Below are 13,728 nucleotides of genomic sequence, written 5' to 3' on the forward strand. Positions count from 1 at the left end.
GGCACGGCATACCCTGGAAGGATGGACGAGAGCACCAGCAGGTTCACCGGCCCGGACGGAACCCAGGTGCACGTGCGGGGCTGGGTGCCGGACGGGGCGCCGAGGGCGCTGGTGCTCATCGCGCACGGGATGCTGGAGCACTCGCAGCGGTATGCCCACGTCGCCGGGCGGCTGGTCGACCGCGGGTATGCGGTGTACGCACCCGACCACCGCGGGCACGGTCACAGCGTGACCGGACGCGGCACCCTCGGACACCTCGGGGACAAGGACGGCTTCGCCGCCGTCGTGGACGACCTGCTCGCCCTGTCGGACCACCTGCGGGCCGAGCACCCCGGCGTGCCGCTGGTGCTGCTCGGGCACAGCATGGGCTCGTTCCTGGCCCGGGCGTATGCCGCCAGGTACGGCGACCGGTTGGCCGCGTTGGTGCTCTCGGGCACCGCCGGGACCCCGGGGGTCAAGGGCCTGCTCGGGGAGCGGGTCGCGGCGGCCGAGGCCAGGCTGCGCGGGCCCCGGGCGCGCAGCCACCTGATGACGGCGTTGTCGCTGGGCCCCTACAACCGGGCGTTCCGGCCGAACCGCACGGACTCGGACTGGCTGACCCGGGACGAGGCTCAGGTCGACGCCTACGTCGCCGACGAGCTGTCCGGTGCGGTGGCCACGGCCGGTTTCTACCGCGACCTGCTCGGCGGGCTGCGCTGGGTGAGCGAGGACTCGACGGCGTCCCGGATGCCGCACGACCTGCCGGTCTACCTGGTCTCCGGCGAGGTCGACCCGGTCGGTGGGGCGGCGGCCGTGGCCGAGGTGGCCGCGATGTTCGAGCGGGTCGGGATGCGGGACGTGACCTCCCGGGTGTGGCCCGGGGCCCGGCACGAGGTGCTCCAGGAGACCAACCGTGGCGAGGTCGAGGACGAGCTGCTGACCTGGCTGGACGCGCGCTTCCCGGGCTGAACGGGGATACCCGCTCCTTGCGCTGTTTCCGCACCGCGGTGCGGAGGGGTGGCCGGCCCACCGCGGTGGCTACGGGTTGCCAGGGCTACCTCTTCCCACCGCGGTCAGCGTCGGGCGGCGAGCAGGGAGGCGGCCATGAAACGGGCCGGGGCCTCGGGGTGCAGCACGTGCCGCCACGACGAGGGCAGCAGGGTGCGGGGGGTGCCGTGCCGGCGTCGGGCAAGGGCCAGCCCCAGCAGCCGGTCGGCGGGGATCCGGGGGTCCAGGACCGCGGCGAGCAGGTCGTGGTCGGCCAGGCTCAGCGGGTCGGCGCACCCCGGGGCCGCCGCCAGCACCCGGGCGGTGACCCGGGCCAGCTCGGCCCTTTCCTCCGGCGTCCACCAGGCCGGTTCGGGGCGGGTCGGGACGGCACCGAAGACGTGGATGCGCAGCACCTTGGTGCCGACCGCTTGGCGTTGCGCGGGGCTCAGCCGTGCCGTCACCGGCAGGTCCCAGAGCGCGTCGATGCTGGCCAGCTGCTCCCGGATGGGGCGCGGCGCATAGGTCACCCGGTCCTGCGCGTCCTCGTGGATCAGGTATGCCGGTGCTCCCGCCGCGTGCACCACGCGCGCCTGCGACCACAGGGCGGTGACCATCGGCACGTCTCCACCGACCGGTGCCCCGGGCAGCAGCCGCGCGTCGGGCAGGGCCAGCGCGCCGCGGGAGAGCAGCCCCAGAGGTGCGGACCGGTAGCTCAGCCGGTCGGCGACCAGGTCCAGCCGCCGCCGGCGCCCGGTCCGGCCGGGGCGCCGTTGCGGGGTGGGAACGGGTCGTCCCGCCAGCTGCAGCGGGGGCACCACGGCGACGGGCTCGTCCGGGTCGAGGCCCCCGGCGGCGGCCAGCCAGCCGGCCAGCGCACCGGGGGCCAGGGTGTCGTCCGAGCCCATGATCGCCGCCCACGGTGCGGTGGCCGCGTCGAGCCCCAGCATGAACGGGCCGCTCGGGCTGGGGATGTCGTCGTGCAGCCCGAGCACCCGCACCCGCGGGTCGCCGCGGGTGGCCTCGTTCAGCGCACCGCGGACCTCATCGGCGGCGATGTTGTGGGCCACCAGGGTGACCCGGACGGCCACCCCGGGTGAGCCGTCGAACACCGAGCGGACCGCCCGCTCGACCTGCCGCCGGGACGAGTGCACGGCGATGACCAGGTCAACGTCCCGCACGTCACCGTCGTCTCTCTCGCCCTGTGCGCCCCTCTCCCCCCGACCGCGCCCCCTCTCTCGACCGGGCGTCGCCGGTGGTTGCTCCCAGGACGACCGGGCGTCGCTCGTGGTGGCGTACGCCTCGTCCATGAGGTCGGCATACCGGTCCTCGCCGTAGCGGGCCCGGACGTCGGCGGCGATCTGCTCCGCGGACAGGTCCGCCGCGCCGCGCCACACCGACGTCACCGCGTCCGCCCAGGTCGCCGGTCCGGCACCGGGGGCGACCAGCGCCCCGGCCGGGGCGCTGACGAAGGCCGCCGGTCCGCCGCTGTCACCGACCACGACCGGTCGTCCGGCGGCCAGCGCCTCGGCGGCGGCCAGGCAGAAGGTCTCCGCCCGGGTCGGCAGCAGGAAGAGGTCCGCCCCGGCCAGCACGTCCTGCACCTGCTCCGGGACCAGCGGTCCGGTGAGCTCCAACGGCACCGCGAGCTGCTCCGCCAGGGCCCTGACCTGCTGCTCCAGCGGCCCGGTGCCGACCCACGTCAGCCGGGCATCGACCCGGCGGCGCCGGAGCTCGGCGGTCGTCGCCACCGCCGTCAGCGGGTCCTTGCGCGCGATCAGCCCCCCGACCGCGATGATCTCCAGCGGCCCGCGCTCGTCCAGGGCCAGCGCGGGGTCCCGCCTCGGCACGGGCGCCGACGGCGCGCTCACGATGTTCGGCACCACCCGCACCGGCCCCGCCCGCAGTGCGCGCACCGAGCCGGCGAGCTCCTCCCCCACGACGACCACCAGGTCGGGTCGGGCCAGCAGCGGACGCACGGCGTGCCGAGCCATCCGCAGCGGCACGGTCAAGGTCTCCGGTGCCCCCAGCCCGGACCAGTGCTCGGTATGCACCCACGGCCGCCGGGGGCGACGCACCGCGAACGGCAGCAGCGCGGAGATGGCCATCGTGTGCACGACGTCCGCGCCGGCGGCCAGCTCGGCGGCGCGGCGCGCGGCGCGCAGCACCTGGTCGGGACGGCGGGGGTCCATCACCAGCCGCTCGACGACGGCACCCCCGGGTCCGGGCGGCAGGTCAGCGCCGGCCGCCTCCGGCTCCGCGAGCGAGGGCGCCACCAGGTGCAGCACCACCACTTCGTGCCGGGCGGCGACCGCGGCCACGTCGCGGGCCACGAAGATCCCGGTGGCGGGGGACGACGGGGTCGGGAACCAGGTCGTCACCACCAGCACGCGCACGGACCCACCGTAGCCGCGCGGCACGGCATACCCCGCGTCTGCCTAGGCTGGGGCCGTGAAGATCCTGTCCGTCGTCGGCGCCCGCCCCCAGTTCGTCAAGCTCGCCCCGATCGCCGACGCGTGCCGGGACCGCGGGGTGGAGCACGTGATCGTGCACACCGGGCAGCACTACGACCCGATGCTCTCCGACGTCTTCTTCCGCGACCTCGGCATCCCCGACCCGGACGTGCACCTGGGGGTCGGCTCCGGTGGGCACGGCGCGCAGACCGGGGCCATCCTGGCCGGGATGGACGAGGTCCTCGCGAGGCACCGACCCGACTGGGTGCTGGTCTACGGCGACACGAACTCCACCCTGGCCGGTGCCCTGTCCGCGGTGAAGCTGCAGCTGCGGGTCGCGCACCTGGAGGCCGGGTTGCGCTCCTTCAACCGGCGGATGCCCGAGGAGCACAACAGGGTCCTCACCGACCACGCCGCCGACCTGCTGCTCGCGCCCACCGAGGTCGCCCGCGACCACCTGGCCGACGAGGGGCTGGCCGAACGCACCGTCGTCGTCGGGGACGTGATGATCGACGTCCTGCACCGGGTGCGCGACGAGCTGGTCGACACGGACGCGGTGCTGCGCGAGCTGGGTATGCCGCCTGGCGGGTACTCGGTGGCGACCATCCACCGGGCTGAGAACACCGACGACCCGCAGCGGCTGCGTGCCGTGGTGGCCGCCCTGCAGCAGGTGGACCACCCCGTCCTGCTGCTCGCGCACCCGCGGCTGCGGGCCCGGGCCACCGAGCAGGGCCTGGACCTGGACGGGGGGTCGTTGACCACGCGTGACCCCCTGCCGTACCCGGCCCTGGTCGGGGCCGTCAGCGAGGCGCGCGGAGTGATCACCGACTCCGGCGGTCTGCAGAAGGAGGCCTTCGCGCTGCGGACCCCGTGCAGCACGGTGCGCACCGAGACCGAGTGGATGGAGACCGTCGAGCTCGGCTGGAACGTGCTCGTCGAGCCGGGCCCCCCGCTACGGGCCGCGGCCACCCGACCGGCCCCCGCCCCCACCGACGCCGCCCCCTACGGTGACGGCCACGCCGCCGACGCGGTGCTGGACGCGCTGCACGCCGGTGGCTGAGGCACCGCTGCCTCAGCGGGCCGCCGAGGTCGGCGCGGCCTACGACGAGCTCGCGGACAGCTACGCCGACCAGATCCCGGGCACCGGCCCGGAGGCGGCCGTGGACCTGACCATGATCGAGCACCTCGTCGCCCTGCTGCCCGCACGGCCGCGGGTGCTCGACGCCGGCTGCGGGGCGGGCAGGATGTTCCCGCTGCTGGAGGGTCTGGGCTGCCGGGTCACCGGGATCGACCTCTCTCCCGGCATGGTGCGGCGGGCTGCTCGCGACCACCCCGGTGTGCCGGTGCAGGTCGCCTCGTTGCAGGCGCTGCCGTTCGCCGACGCCACCGTCGACGGGGTGCTGTCCTGGTACTCCACCATCCACGGCGACGACACCAGCCTGCTCGCCTTCCTCGGCGAGGCCCGACGGGTGCTGAGGCCGGACGGGCTGCTGCTGCTCGCCTTCCAGTCCGGGACCGGGGTGCGCGACGTCGGCCCCGCCTACCACCCCTTCGGTCACGACGTCCGGCTGCTACGGCACGACCGGACGGTCGACGACATGCGCCCCCTGCTGGCCCGGTGCGGCTTCGCGGTGGTGTCCCAGCTGGAGCGTGCCCCGGTCGGCTCCGAACGGGGGCCGCAGGCGGTCGTGGTCGTGGGGAACCCCAGGAGGGCAGCCTGATGCACGCGGCCGCGGCCGCGGACGCCGCGCTGCAGCACGTCCGCAGCCTGAGCACCGGCCCGCCCGTGGACCGGCGGTGGCGGGTCACGCTCGCCTTCCACCCCGACGCCGAGGTCGACGGGGGGTCGGTGCTGTCCAGGATGGTCGGCGACGACCGCTACCGCTCGCAGTTCGAGACCGGCACCAGCAACGGTGGCCTGACGGCGCACCCCGGCGGCGCACGGTGGGCCTGGGAGCAGCGGATCTTCGGCGGCGCCTACGACGACGCACCACCGGAGCGACGGCCGGTCTACGGTGCGCTGGACCACCGGGGCGACCCGCTCGGCGGTGCACCCCGGTTCGGGTCGGCATACCTGCGGCTGCGCGAGGACGTCCTGGACCGGAGCACCTTCTGCTTCCCGGACTCGGTGCGGGAGCCGCGCTCGTTCGGCACCGCAGACAGCATCGACCTGGTCGCCGCCGCCGAAGCGTTCCGGGCGGCGCCGCGTGACGACGCGCTCGAACGCGCCGAGGGTGGCCTGCTCGACGCCTACGTCGAGGCGCACGTCCACGGCGGTGTCGTGCTCGGCCGGGACGTCGAGGCGCTGGTGCTGGACCCCAGCCACCGGGAGGGGCCGGTCGGCGCGCTCGCGCAGCGGCTCACGCTCCCGGTCGAGTGGCACGAGGGCCGGGTGCTGCACGTCGAGGAGCTGCGTCGCCACCCCGACTTCCGGGGGATCGAGGCGGTCCGCCTCGGTGAGCTGATCGCCGAGGACGACGTCCTCATGGCCCGGGTCGTGGGCGAGCGGCGTCGTCAGGGGCTGGAAGACCCGCAACGGCTCAAGGAGCTGTGGCACCTCGTCGCGCGCTTCGGCTCCCCCGCCGACTGAGCCCGCCTCAGCGCGGGGTCCGGGCCCGTTCCGCCAGGGCGTCGACGGCGTCGGCCCAGCCGCGCACCTGCTCCTGCGCGGAGAGCTCGTGGGCCGCCGCGTGCGCGGCGCCCTTGAAGGCGACCACCTGTGCGTCGGTCAGCCCGTCCAGGGTGGCGGCCAGCGAGGCGGAGGTGAAGTCGTCCAGCACCACGCCGAGACCGTGCGCGCGCACCAGGTCCGCCATTTCCGGGCTGGGCCCGACGATGATCCCGAGCCTCGCCTGGACGAAGTCGAAGAACTTGTTGGGCAGGGTGAACCTGTAGTTGAAGTTGACGGGTGGGAGCACGAAGACGCCCAGGTCACCGGCGGCGAGCACCACCCGCAGCTGGTTCGGGAGCACCGGCTCGTGGAAGCGCACCTGGGGCAGGTCCCGGGCGGACTCCCGCAGCTCCTCCAGGTAGGCGGGGTCGTTCGGCATCAGGTAGAGGTCGAGGCTCACCTCGCGCCGGGTCGCTCGGACGGCGTCCACCATGACGTGCAGGCTGCGGCCACGGCGGGCCAGCCCCGAATGCACCAGGCGCAGCGGTGACCCGATGGGGGTGGGGGCCAGGTCGGCGTACGGGGCGGCGTTGGGGACCACCGAGCACTCCAGCCCGAACTCACGCCGGTACTCCCGGGCAAGCCAGCGGCCGACGGTGCTCACCGATGCCGCGCGCGAGCCGTGGCGGCGCAGCAGCCAGCGGTAGTACGGCGCCACGAACAGCCGCCACCGCCACGACTCCTCGCTCTGCCGGGAGGCGTACTCGTGGAGGTCCAGGTGCACACCCCCGGCCGGCGCGAGGTCGAGCGCCAGCGGCAGGGTGTCGGCGTCGTTGGCGATCACCACGTCGAAGGGCGGGCGCCCCTGCCCCGCCCCGTCCAGCAGCGCACGCGCCGCCCGGGTCACCGGTGCGTCCAGGTATGCCCGCTCGAACCGGCGCAGCGCCAGCAGCCGGCGGTCCTTGTGCCAGTGCACCACCGCGTCGGGGATCCGCAGGTGCTCGACCACACCCTCCGGTGCCTCGCCGTAACCGAGGGTGGTGACGGCATACCGGTCGGCGAGCAGGGAGATCTGGCGCAGCACCCGGGCGTCCGAGCGCAGCGGGCTCCAGGCCATCACCAGCAGGCGCGGTCGCGGGTCCCCGGCCGGGTCGCCGGGCCGGACCGGGACCTCGGTCACCGGTCGGCACGGGCGCCGAGCACCCGCGCGTAGAGGCCCAGCATCCGCTCCGCCTCGCCCTCCCAGGTGAGCGAGGCGGACGCCGCGCCGGCGGCCCGCCGGTACTCGCCCGGGTCCGCGAGCACCGCGCGGATCGCCTCCGCCAGCTCGGCCGGGGAGCGAGCGTCGAAGACCTCGCCGACGCCGTACCGGCGGACGACCTCCGCCGTGTCCGGCAGGTCCGCAGCCACGATCGGCAGTCCTGCGTGGATCGACTCGAAGAGCTTGTTCGGCAGCGAGAAGCGGTAGCTCAGGCAGATCGGTCGCACGTAGACGACGGCCACGTCCGCGTCCGCCAGGGTCTGCGGCACCAGCTCCGAGGGCACCGCGCCGACCAGGTGCATGCGGTCCGCCACCCCCGCCTGCCGGGCCCGCACCAGCAGCCGGGTCACGTACTGCGGTGCGCCGTAGCCCAGCAGCACCAGGTGCACGTCGTCGCCGAGCAGGGCCAGCGCGTCGACCGTCTCCTCCAGGCCGCGCCCGGTGGTGATGCTGCCCGTGTAGGACACCACCTTGTCGTCCTCGCCCAGCCCGGCCATCGCCCGTAGCCGACCACCCTCGCGGGGCGGCACCTGCCTGGCAGTAGGGATGTTGCGCACCAGGGTGGGCGGGTCGGCGAGCCGGTAGCGGCGCTGCAGCCAGTCCACGATGGACGGGGACACGGTGATCACCCCGGCGGCGAGCCGGGTCCCCAGCGCCTCGACGAGCGCGTCGACGGCCGGCGCCAACCACCGGTCCTGCCGGGTGTTGCGTCGCCGCCACAGCTCGTGCGAGTCGTAGACGACCCGCCCCGGGGTGCCGGCCGTCGTCAGCAGCGCCGGGACCAGCGAGTTCGCGTCGTTGGCGTGCACCACGTCGGGCGCGACGTCGCGGGCGGCCCGCACCGCCCCCAGCCACCAGTACCCCAGGCGGGTGGTCTGGTAGAGCCGCATCCACAGGTCCACGGCCACCGCCTGCGCCGGGTGCACCGCAGGCGGCGCCGCCTCACCGCCCACCGCGGGCGGCGCGGACGCCGTGCTGGGGGCGGCACCGGTGGCCGGTTCGGGGACCGAGCTCACCGGGGTGGTCCCGTCCGGGTTCCGTCCGCGCCAGCGCCGCCAGCCCCGGGTGAGCCCGGGCAGCAGGCGGGTCAGGTCCAGGTCGTGGACCCGGTATACCGGCACTCCCGCCCCCACCGTCCCCGGCCCGGGCGCGTGGCCGGCGCTCTCGCGTGAGATCGCGACGATGCGCGCGTCGGCGCCCGCGGCCCGCAGGGTCGCGGCCGTCTTCTGCACCCGGGAGTCGGCGCTGGCGTCGTTGTAGACGAGGCTGACGACCCGTGCGGGGCGCCCGGCCACGGTCGGCAGCTGCGGGGTCTCAGGCACGGGCCTCACCTTCTGTCGTCACGGCACGGGACCCGTGCTGGGCACCCAGTCCGGCCAGGGCGGCCTGCACGGCGAAGTCGGGTTCGGCGGCGACGACCTCGTCGAAGGACCCGCGGGCCACCAGCTCACCGTCACGCATGAAGCACACCTGGTCGCTGTGCTGGATCGTCGCCAACCGGTGCGCGACCACGACGACGCTGACCTCGCCGGCCAGCTCCCGGATGGCGGCGGTCACCGCGGCCTCGGTGCTGGTGTCCAGGGCCGAGGTCGCCTCGTCCATCACCAGCACCAAGGGGTCGGTGTAGAGGGCCCGTGCCACACCCAGCCGTTGACGCTGCCCACCGGACAGGGCCAGACCGCGCTCGCCGACGGCACCGTGGATGCCGCCCGGCCGGGACTCCACGACGTCCAGCACCTGGGCTCGCTCCAGGGCCCGCCGGACCCGGTCCTCGTCGATGTCCTCGTCACGCCAGCTGAGCGCGACGTTGCGGGCCACCGAGGCGTCGAAGAGCGCGACGTCCTGCGGGACGTAGCCGACCCGGTGCCGCCAGTCGTGCAGCACCTCGGACAGCGGCTCCCCGCCGACGCTGATCCGGCCGGAGTCGGGGGGCATCAGGCCGAGGATGATGTCGACGAGCGTCGACTTCCCGGAACCGGAGGCCCCGACCAGGGCCAGTGTCCGGCCGAACGGCAGCTCCAGGCTGATCCCCTGGACCGCCGGGGTGCTCGCCCCGGGGTAACTGAAGGTGACGTCGTCCAGGACCAGGCTGCGCGCGTCCTCCGGGACGGGGCGGGTCCCGGAGGTCCGGCCCTCCTCGACGTACCGGCTGCCGCTCTCGATCTCGGAGAGCACCTGCCGGGCGAACGGGATGTTGGCCCCGGTCTGGGCCATGATCGTCTGGAACCGGGTCAGGCTGGGCAGGATGCGGAAACCGGCGACCCCGAAGAGCGCGATCGCGGCCAGCGCTCCCGGGGCGCCGTCCTGGGCATACCCGAGGGCGGCGGCGATGCCCAGGCCGCCGATCAGGGCCGCCTCCAGGATGTAGCGCGGGATGGCCCCGAGGAAGGCCTGGTCGGCGCGGGCGGAGGAGGCGACGGTGCGCACCTCGAGCACCACCTCGGCGACCTCCTTCTGCTTGTCCCGCAGGGTGATCTCCTTGAGCGAGTGCACCATCTCGCTGACCAGCCGGACGGCCCGGGTGGAGGCGGTCCGGTTGTCCTGCCCGGCCTTGATGGCGCGGCGCAGGACCACGGTGTAGAGCAGGAAGCCGACCAGGAAGAAGTAGATGATCGTGGCGGTGGCGAGCACCGGTTGGGCGACCAGCAGCACGGCCAGCACCGCGAGGAAGGTGAACAGCTCCCCGGAGAGCTGGCAGAACGGGATGAGCACCCCGGAGACCGTCGAGGCGACCCCGACGTCCGTGGAGCGCACCAGATCCGTGGAGTTGCGCTGCAGCCGCTCGGTCCAGGGGGCGGCGAAGGTGGACTCCAGCAGGCGCGCCCCCAGGCCCTGCTCGAAGCGGGCGAAACGTCGGGTGGCCCACCACTGCAGCGCCACCGCCAGCACCGACTTGCTGATGATCAGCGCACCGACCGCGATGAGGATGGTCCGGAACTGCTCGGGGGTGGAGATCTCCACCCCGACCACCGGCACCGTGAGGGTGGCGCCGGTGAGCATCGGCGCGAGCACCAGGGAGAGCAGGCCCAGCGCGGCGACGTCCAGGGTGGCGAGCAGCGACTGCAGCGCCGCGAACGTCATGATGAAGCGGCGGGTCCCCGGGGGCAGCACAGCCAGCAGGTCGCGCACGGTGCGCCACAGGGACAGCACATCGACTCCTCACCGGTCCGCTCGCAGGTCGCCTCAGCGTAGTTGACCTGGTCGCGGTCGTTGACCTGCGCACGCAGGCCCGCCAGGCGTCAGGACCGGTCGCGGCCCTCCCGCCAGGCCTGCACCATCTCCTCGACGTCGAGCCTGCCCACGATGGGCGGTGACCCGGCGCCGGCGTGCGGGCGCCGGCGGTCGGCGAGCACCCGCTCGTTGAAGTCCTGGACGACCGCGCGGACCGCGATCTCGTCCTGCAGGGCATACAGCGACTGCGGGTAGGTGGCCTTCTCCCGGCGCAGCTGCATGACCCCGGGCATCGCGCCGGACAGGTCGAGCTGCTCACGCTGGATGAGGCTCTTGACCCACCAGTCGGGGTCGGCGCGGGTGTCCACGTCCCGCAACGGCTTCCCTGCCCCGGGCAGGTTGTCGAACGCCCCCTGGCGCTGGGCCTGCTCGATGGTCTGGTCCACCCAGGAGTGCACCGCGCGGGCGGTCGCGGCGGCCGGTGGCCGGTCCTTGGTCACCCGCTGCTCCCGCAGCTGCTCCTGTGCGTCCGGTGCCCCCGGCCGCTCCCCTGGCCTGCCCCACCTGCTCATCGCTGCTCCCTCCTCCGTTCCTCTCACCACTGTGCCACAGCACCCCTGCGCGGAAACGGGGTGTCACATCCGTGCCCCTGGCGACGGATGTGACACACCGTTCCTGCTCCAGCGTCAGGCGACCATCCCGTGCGGGTCGATGACGTACTTCTTCGCGACCCCGGAGTCGCAATCGGCATAAGCCGCCGGGGCGTCGTCCAGGGACACCGTGGTGGCGTTGACCGCCTTGGCGATCTGGACCCGGTCGTGCAGGATCGCCCGCATCAGGCCCTTGTGGTACGTCATCACCGGGCACTGGCCGGTCATGAAGAAGTGCGACTTGGCCCAGCCCAGACCCAGCCGCAGCGACAGCGAGCCCTCCTTGGCCGCGTCGTCGACACCGCCCGGGTCACCGGTGACGTAGAGCCCGGGGATGCCGAGCCCGCCGCCGGCCTTGGTGATGGTCATCAGCGAGTTGAGCACCGCCGCGGGCTGTTCCTCGCCGGCACCGGCACCGTGCCCACGGGCCTCGAAACCGACGGCGTCCACACCGCAGTCCACCTCGGGCTCACCGAGCAGCTGGGCCAGCTGCTCACCGATGTCACCCTTGCTGACGTCCACGGTCTCGCAGCCGAACGACCGTGCCTGGGCGAGCCGGTCCTCGTTGAGGTCACCGACCACCACCACGGCCGCACCGAGCAGCTGGGCCGAGGCCGCCGCCGCCAGGCCCACCGGCCCGGCACCGGCGACGTACACGGTGGAGCCGACGCCCACCCCGGCGCTGACGGCACCGTGGAAGCCGGTGGGGAAGATGTCCGAGAGCATGGTCAGGTCCAAGATCTTCTCCATCGCCTGGTCCTTGTCCGGGAAGCGCAGCAGGTTCCAGTCGGCATAGGGCACCATGACGTACTCCGCCTGGCCACCGACCCAGCCGCCCATGTCGACGTAGCCGTAGGCGCTGCCGGGCCGGTCGGGGTTCACGTTGAGGCAGATGCCGGTCTTGCGCTCCTTGCAGTTCCAGCAGCGCCCGCAGGCGATGTTGAAGGGCACCGAGCACAGGTCGCCCTCCGTGATGAACTCGACGCCCGGGCCGACCTCCACGACCTCACCGGTGATCTCGTGGCCGAGGATGAGGCCCTCGGGGGCGGTCGTCCGGCCGCGGACCATGTGCTGGTCGGAGCCGCAGATGTTGGTGGTGACCACCTTGAGGATGGCGCCGTGCGGCACCTGCCGTCCGACGTTGTCCGGGTTCACCCCCGGCCCGTCCTGGAGCACGAAGGTGGGGTAGTCGATCGACTGCACCTCGGTCTTGCCGGTGCCCATGTATGCGATGCCGCGGTTGCCTGCCATGGGGAACACATCCTTCGTGGCGACGGTGGGCGCGGGCGTCGTTGTCAGCGGGCCGCCGCCGATGGGCTCCTCACGCTAGCGCAGCCGCAGCACCACCGCAGCCGCCGATCTGCCGGTGGCGGCGAGGCTGCGGTGCTCCCGTACCCAGGCCACCCGACGGTCCCGTTCGGCGGCCTCGTCGAGGGCTTCGTCGGCGGCCTCGGCGGCCTCGTCTGGGTCGGTGCCGCGATGGCTGCCCCGGCCACGGTCCGACCGCAGCGCCTCGACCATCGCAGCCGCCACCTGGCCGACGTCGTGCGCCACCGCCGCCCCCAGCCGGTGCTCGGCGACGTCCGCGGCGGCCGGGCCCGGGCCGGCGAAGACGACCGGGGCACCGCAGGCGAGCGCGGCGATGACCTTGGTCGGGTAGGCGAAGTCGTAGCCCACCCCTGGCCGCACGCTGACCAGCGCGGCCGCGGCACCCCGAAGCCAGGCGGCGGCCACGGCCGGCGGCACCAGAGGACGCAGCTCGATGGCCCCTGGCGCGAGATCGTCGGCCACCCGCTGCAGGGCCGGCCAGGAGGCGCCCTGGCCGAGGAAGACGGCCCGTGCGTCGGGCACCTGACGCACGACCTCGCGCATCGCCTCGGCGAAGACCTCGGCGCCCTGCCACTCCGAGGCGGTCCCGGCATACACCAGGTATGCCGTCCCCGGCGCGTCCGGGTGCCGCTCACCGTCGGGGTTGAAGACCTCCGTGTCGATGCCGTTGGGGACCACCGTCACCGGGGCGCCCGGACCGGCGAGGGCGCGGACCCGCTCGGCGACGCCCTCGGAGACGGCCACGACGTCGCGGGCCCCGCGCAGCGCGAAGGTCTCCACCAGACGCATCACCCGGACCACCGCGGCCGGGGCACCCATCGACGCGGTCGCGTCCGACCAGACGTCGGCCGCGTAGTAGACGTAGGGGATGCGCCCGCCGAGGAGACCGCGGACGGCCAGCGCGACCCGGGTGACGGCCCCGGTGGTGGGCGGCGGCTCGACGACGACCACGTCCGGGCGCGGACCGGTGAGCAGCCGCGCGCCGAGCGGCAGGTCGAAGGACAGGTAGGGAAGGTAGCCACGGACATACCCGGACGCGTCCCGCAGCACCGGCCAGCGGGAGACGGTGGCACCTCCGGTCGTCTCGGGGGCGTCGGCAGGCCGGTCGCGCAGTGCCGGCGGGGCGGTCGCGGTGAGGACCCGGACCCGGGCGTGCTCGCCGAGCGAGCGGACCAGCGCGCCCAGCCGGAACGTCGCCGCCGCGGCCTCGGGGGCGAAGATCCGGGTCGCGACCACCACGAGCGGCGTCCGGTCGGTGCTCACGGCAACCACAGCCGACGCCCGGTG

At 74.3% G+C, this 13,728-nt stretch carries 11 protein-coding genes; 4 read left to right on the forward strand and 7 right to left on the reverse strand.

Annotated features, from left to right (window positions below; genetic code table 11):
- Positions 1-21 precede the first annotated feature (21 nt).
- On the forward strand, positions 22-948 hold the full coding sequence (locus tag ACI3EY_RS07320) for an alpha/beta hydrolase (protein ID WP_405039949.1): 927 nt from the start codon (positions 22-24) through the stop codon (positions 946-948).
- A gap of 104 nt (positions 949-1,052) precedes the next feature.
- Here the strand turns inward: ACI3EY_RS07320 and ACI3EY_RS07325 are convergent, their stop codons facing one another.
- Entirely contained in the window at positions 1,053-3,362 is a 2,310-nt protein-coding gene (locus tag ACI3EY_RS07325; RefSeq protein ID WP_405039950.1) for a glycosyltransferase, read from the reverse strand.
- Between the two features lie 55 nt (positions 3,363-3,417).
- On the opposite strand from ACI3EY_RS07325, the gene wecB reads away from it, so the two are divergent.
- Genes wecB through ACI3EY_RS07340 form a run of 3 tightly spaced genes read left to right on the forward strand, consistent with a single transcriptional unit; the run spans position 3,418 to position 6,009 of the window.
- Entirely contained in the window at positions 3,418-4,479 is a 1,062-nt protein-coding gene (gene wecB, locus ACI3EY_RS07330) for a non-hydrolyzing UDP-N-acetylglucosamine 2-epimerase (protein ID WP_405039951.1), read from the forward strand.
- Positions 4,472-5,140, forward strand: coding sequence for a class I SAM-dependent methyltransferase (locus ACI3EY_RS07335; RefSeq protein WP_405039952.1), 669 nt, complete (start codon positions 4,472-4,474; stop codon positions 5,138-5,140). Before wecB ends, ACI3EY_RS07335 begins: the two co-directional genes overlap by 8 nt.
- A complete protein-coding gene (locus tag ACI3EY_RS07340) occupies positions 5,140-6,009 on the forward strand; it encodes a DUF3626 domain-containing protein (RefSeq protein WP_405039953.1) in 870 nt (289 codons plus the stop codon). Before ACI3EY_RS07335 ends, ACI3EY_RS07340 begins: the two co-directional genes overlap by 1 nt.
- 7 nt (positions 6,010-6,016) lie before the next feature.
- Here the strand turns inward: ACI3EY_RS07340 and ACI3EY_RS07345 are convergent, their stop codons facing one another.
- The 6 genes from ACI3EY_RS07345 to ACI3EY_RS07370 all read right to left on the reverse strand — a co-directional run bounded on the left by ACI3EY_RS07345 (position 6,017) and on the right by ACI3EY_RS07370 (position 13,704).
- A complete protein-coding gene (locus ACI3EY_RS07345) occupies positions 6,017-7,210 on the reverse strand; it encodes a glycosyltransferase family protein (protein WP_405039954.1) in 1,194 nt (397 codons plus the stop codon).
- On the reverse strand, positions 7,207-8,613 hold the full coding sequence (locus ACI3EY_RS07350) for a glycosyltransferase (RefSeq protein WP_405039955.1): 1,407 nt from the start codon (positions 8,611-8,613) through the stop codon (positions 7,207-7,209). The genes ACI3EY_RS07345 and ACI3EY_RS07350 overlap by 4 nt, the downstream gene beginning before the upstream one ends.
- A complete protein-coding gene (locus ACI3EY_RS07355) occupies positions 8,606-10,441 on the reverse strand; it encodes an ABC transporter ATP-binding protein (RefSeq protein WP_405039956.1) in 1,836 nt (611 codons plus the stop codon). The genes ACI3EY_RS07350 and ACI3EY_RS07355 overlap by 8 nt, the downstream gene beginning before the upstream one ends.
- Positions 10,442-10,530: 89 nt before the next feature.
- On the reverse strand, positions 10,531-11,034 hold the full coding sequence (locus ACI3EY_RS07360; protein ID WP_405038109.1) for a DnaJ family domain-containing protein: 504 nt from the start codon (positions 11,032-11,034) through the stop codon (positions 10,531-10,533).
- 114 nt (positions 11,035-11,148) lie between these two features.
- On the reverse strand, positions 11,149-12,363 hold the full coding sequence (fdhA, locus tag ACI3EY_RS07365) for a formaldehyde dehydrogenase, glutathione-independent (protein ID WP_405039957.1): 1,215 nt from the start codon (positions 12,361-12,363) through the stop codon (positions 11,149-11,151).
- A 75-nt stretch (positions 12,364-12,438) separates the two neighbouring features.
- Entirely contained in the window at positions 12,439-13,704 is a 1,266-nt protein-coding gene (locus ACI3EY_RS07370; RefSeq protein WP_405039958.1) for a glycosyltransferase, read from the reverse strand.
- Positions 13,705-13,728: the final 24 nt, after the last annotated feature.

The sequence above is a fragment of the Serinicoccus shuyuelongi genome (assembly GCF_045032955.1).
GTDB lineage: Bacteria > Actinomycetota > Actinomycetes > Actinomycetales > Dermatophilaceae > Ornithinicoccus.

Bases quoted from the DNA above. Each gene is read 5' to 3' on its own strand.
- ACI3EY_RS07320 (WP_405039949.1), top strand. From the start codon at position 22: ATGGACGAGAGCACCAGCAGGTTCACCGGCCCGGACGGAACCCAGGTG.
- fdhA (WP_405039957.1), bottom strand. From the start codon at position 12,363: ATGGCAGGCAACCGCGGCATCGCATACATGGGCACCGGCAAGACCGAG.
- ACI3EY_RS07360 (WP_405038109.1), bottom strand. From the start codon at position 11,034: ATGAGCAGGTGGGGCAGGCCAGGGGAGCGGCCGGGGGCACCGGACGCA.
- ACI3EY_RS07340 (WP_405039953.1), top strand. From the start codon at position 5,140: ATGCACGCGGCCGCGGCCGCGGACGCCGCGCTGCAGCACGTCCGCAGC.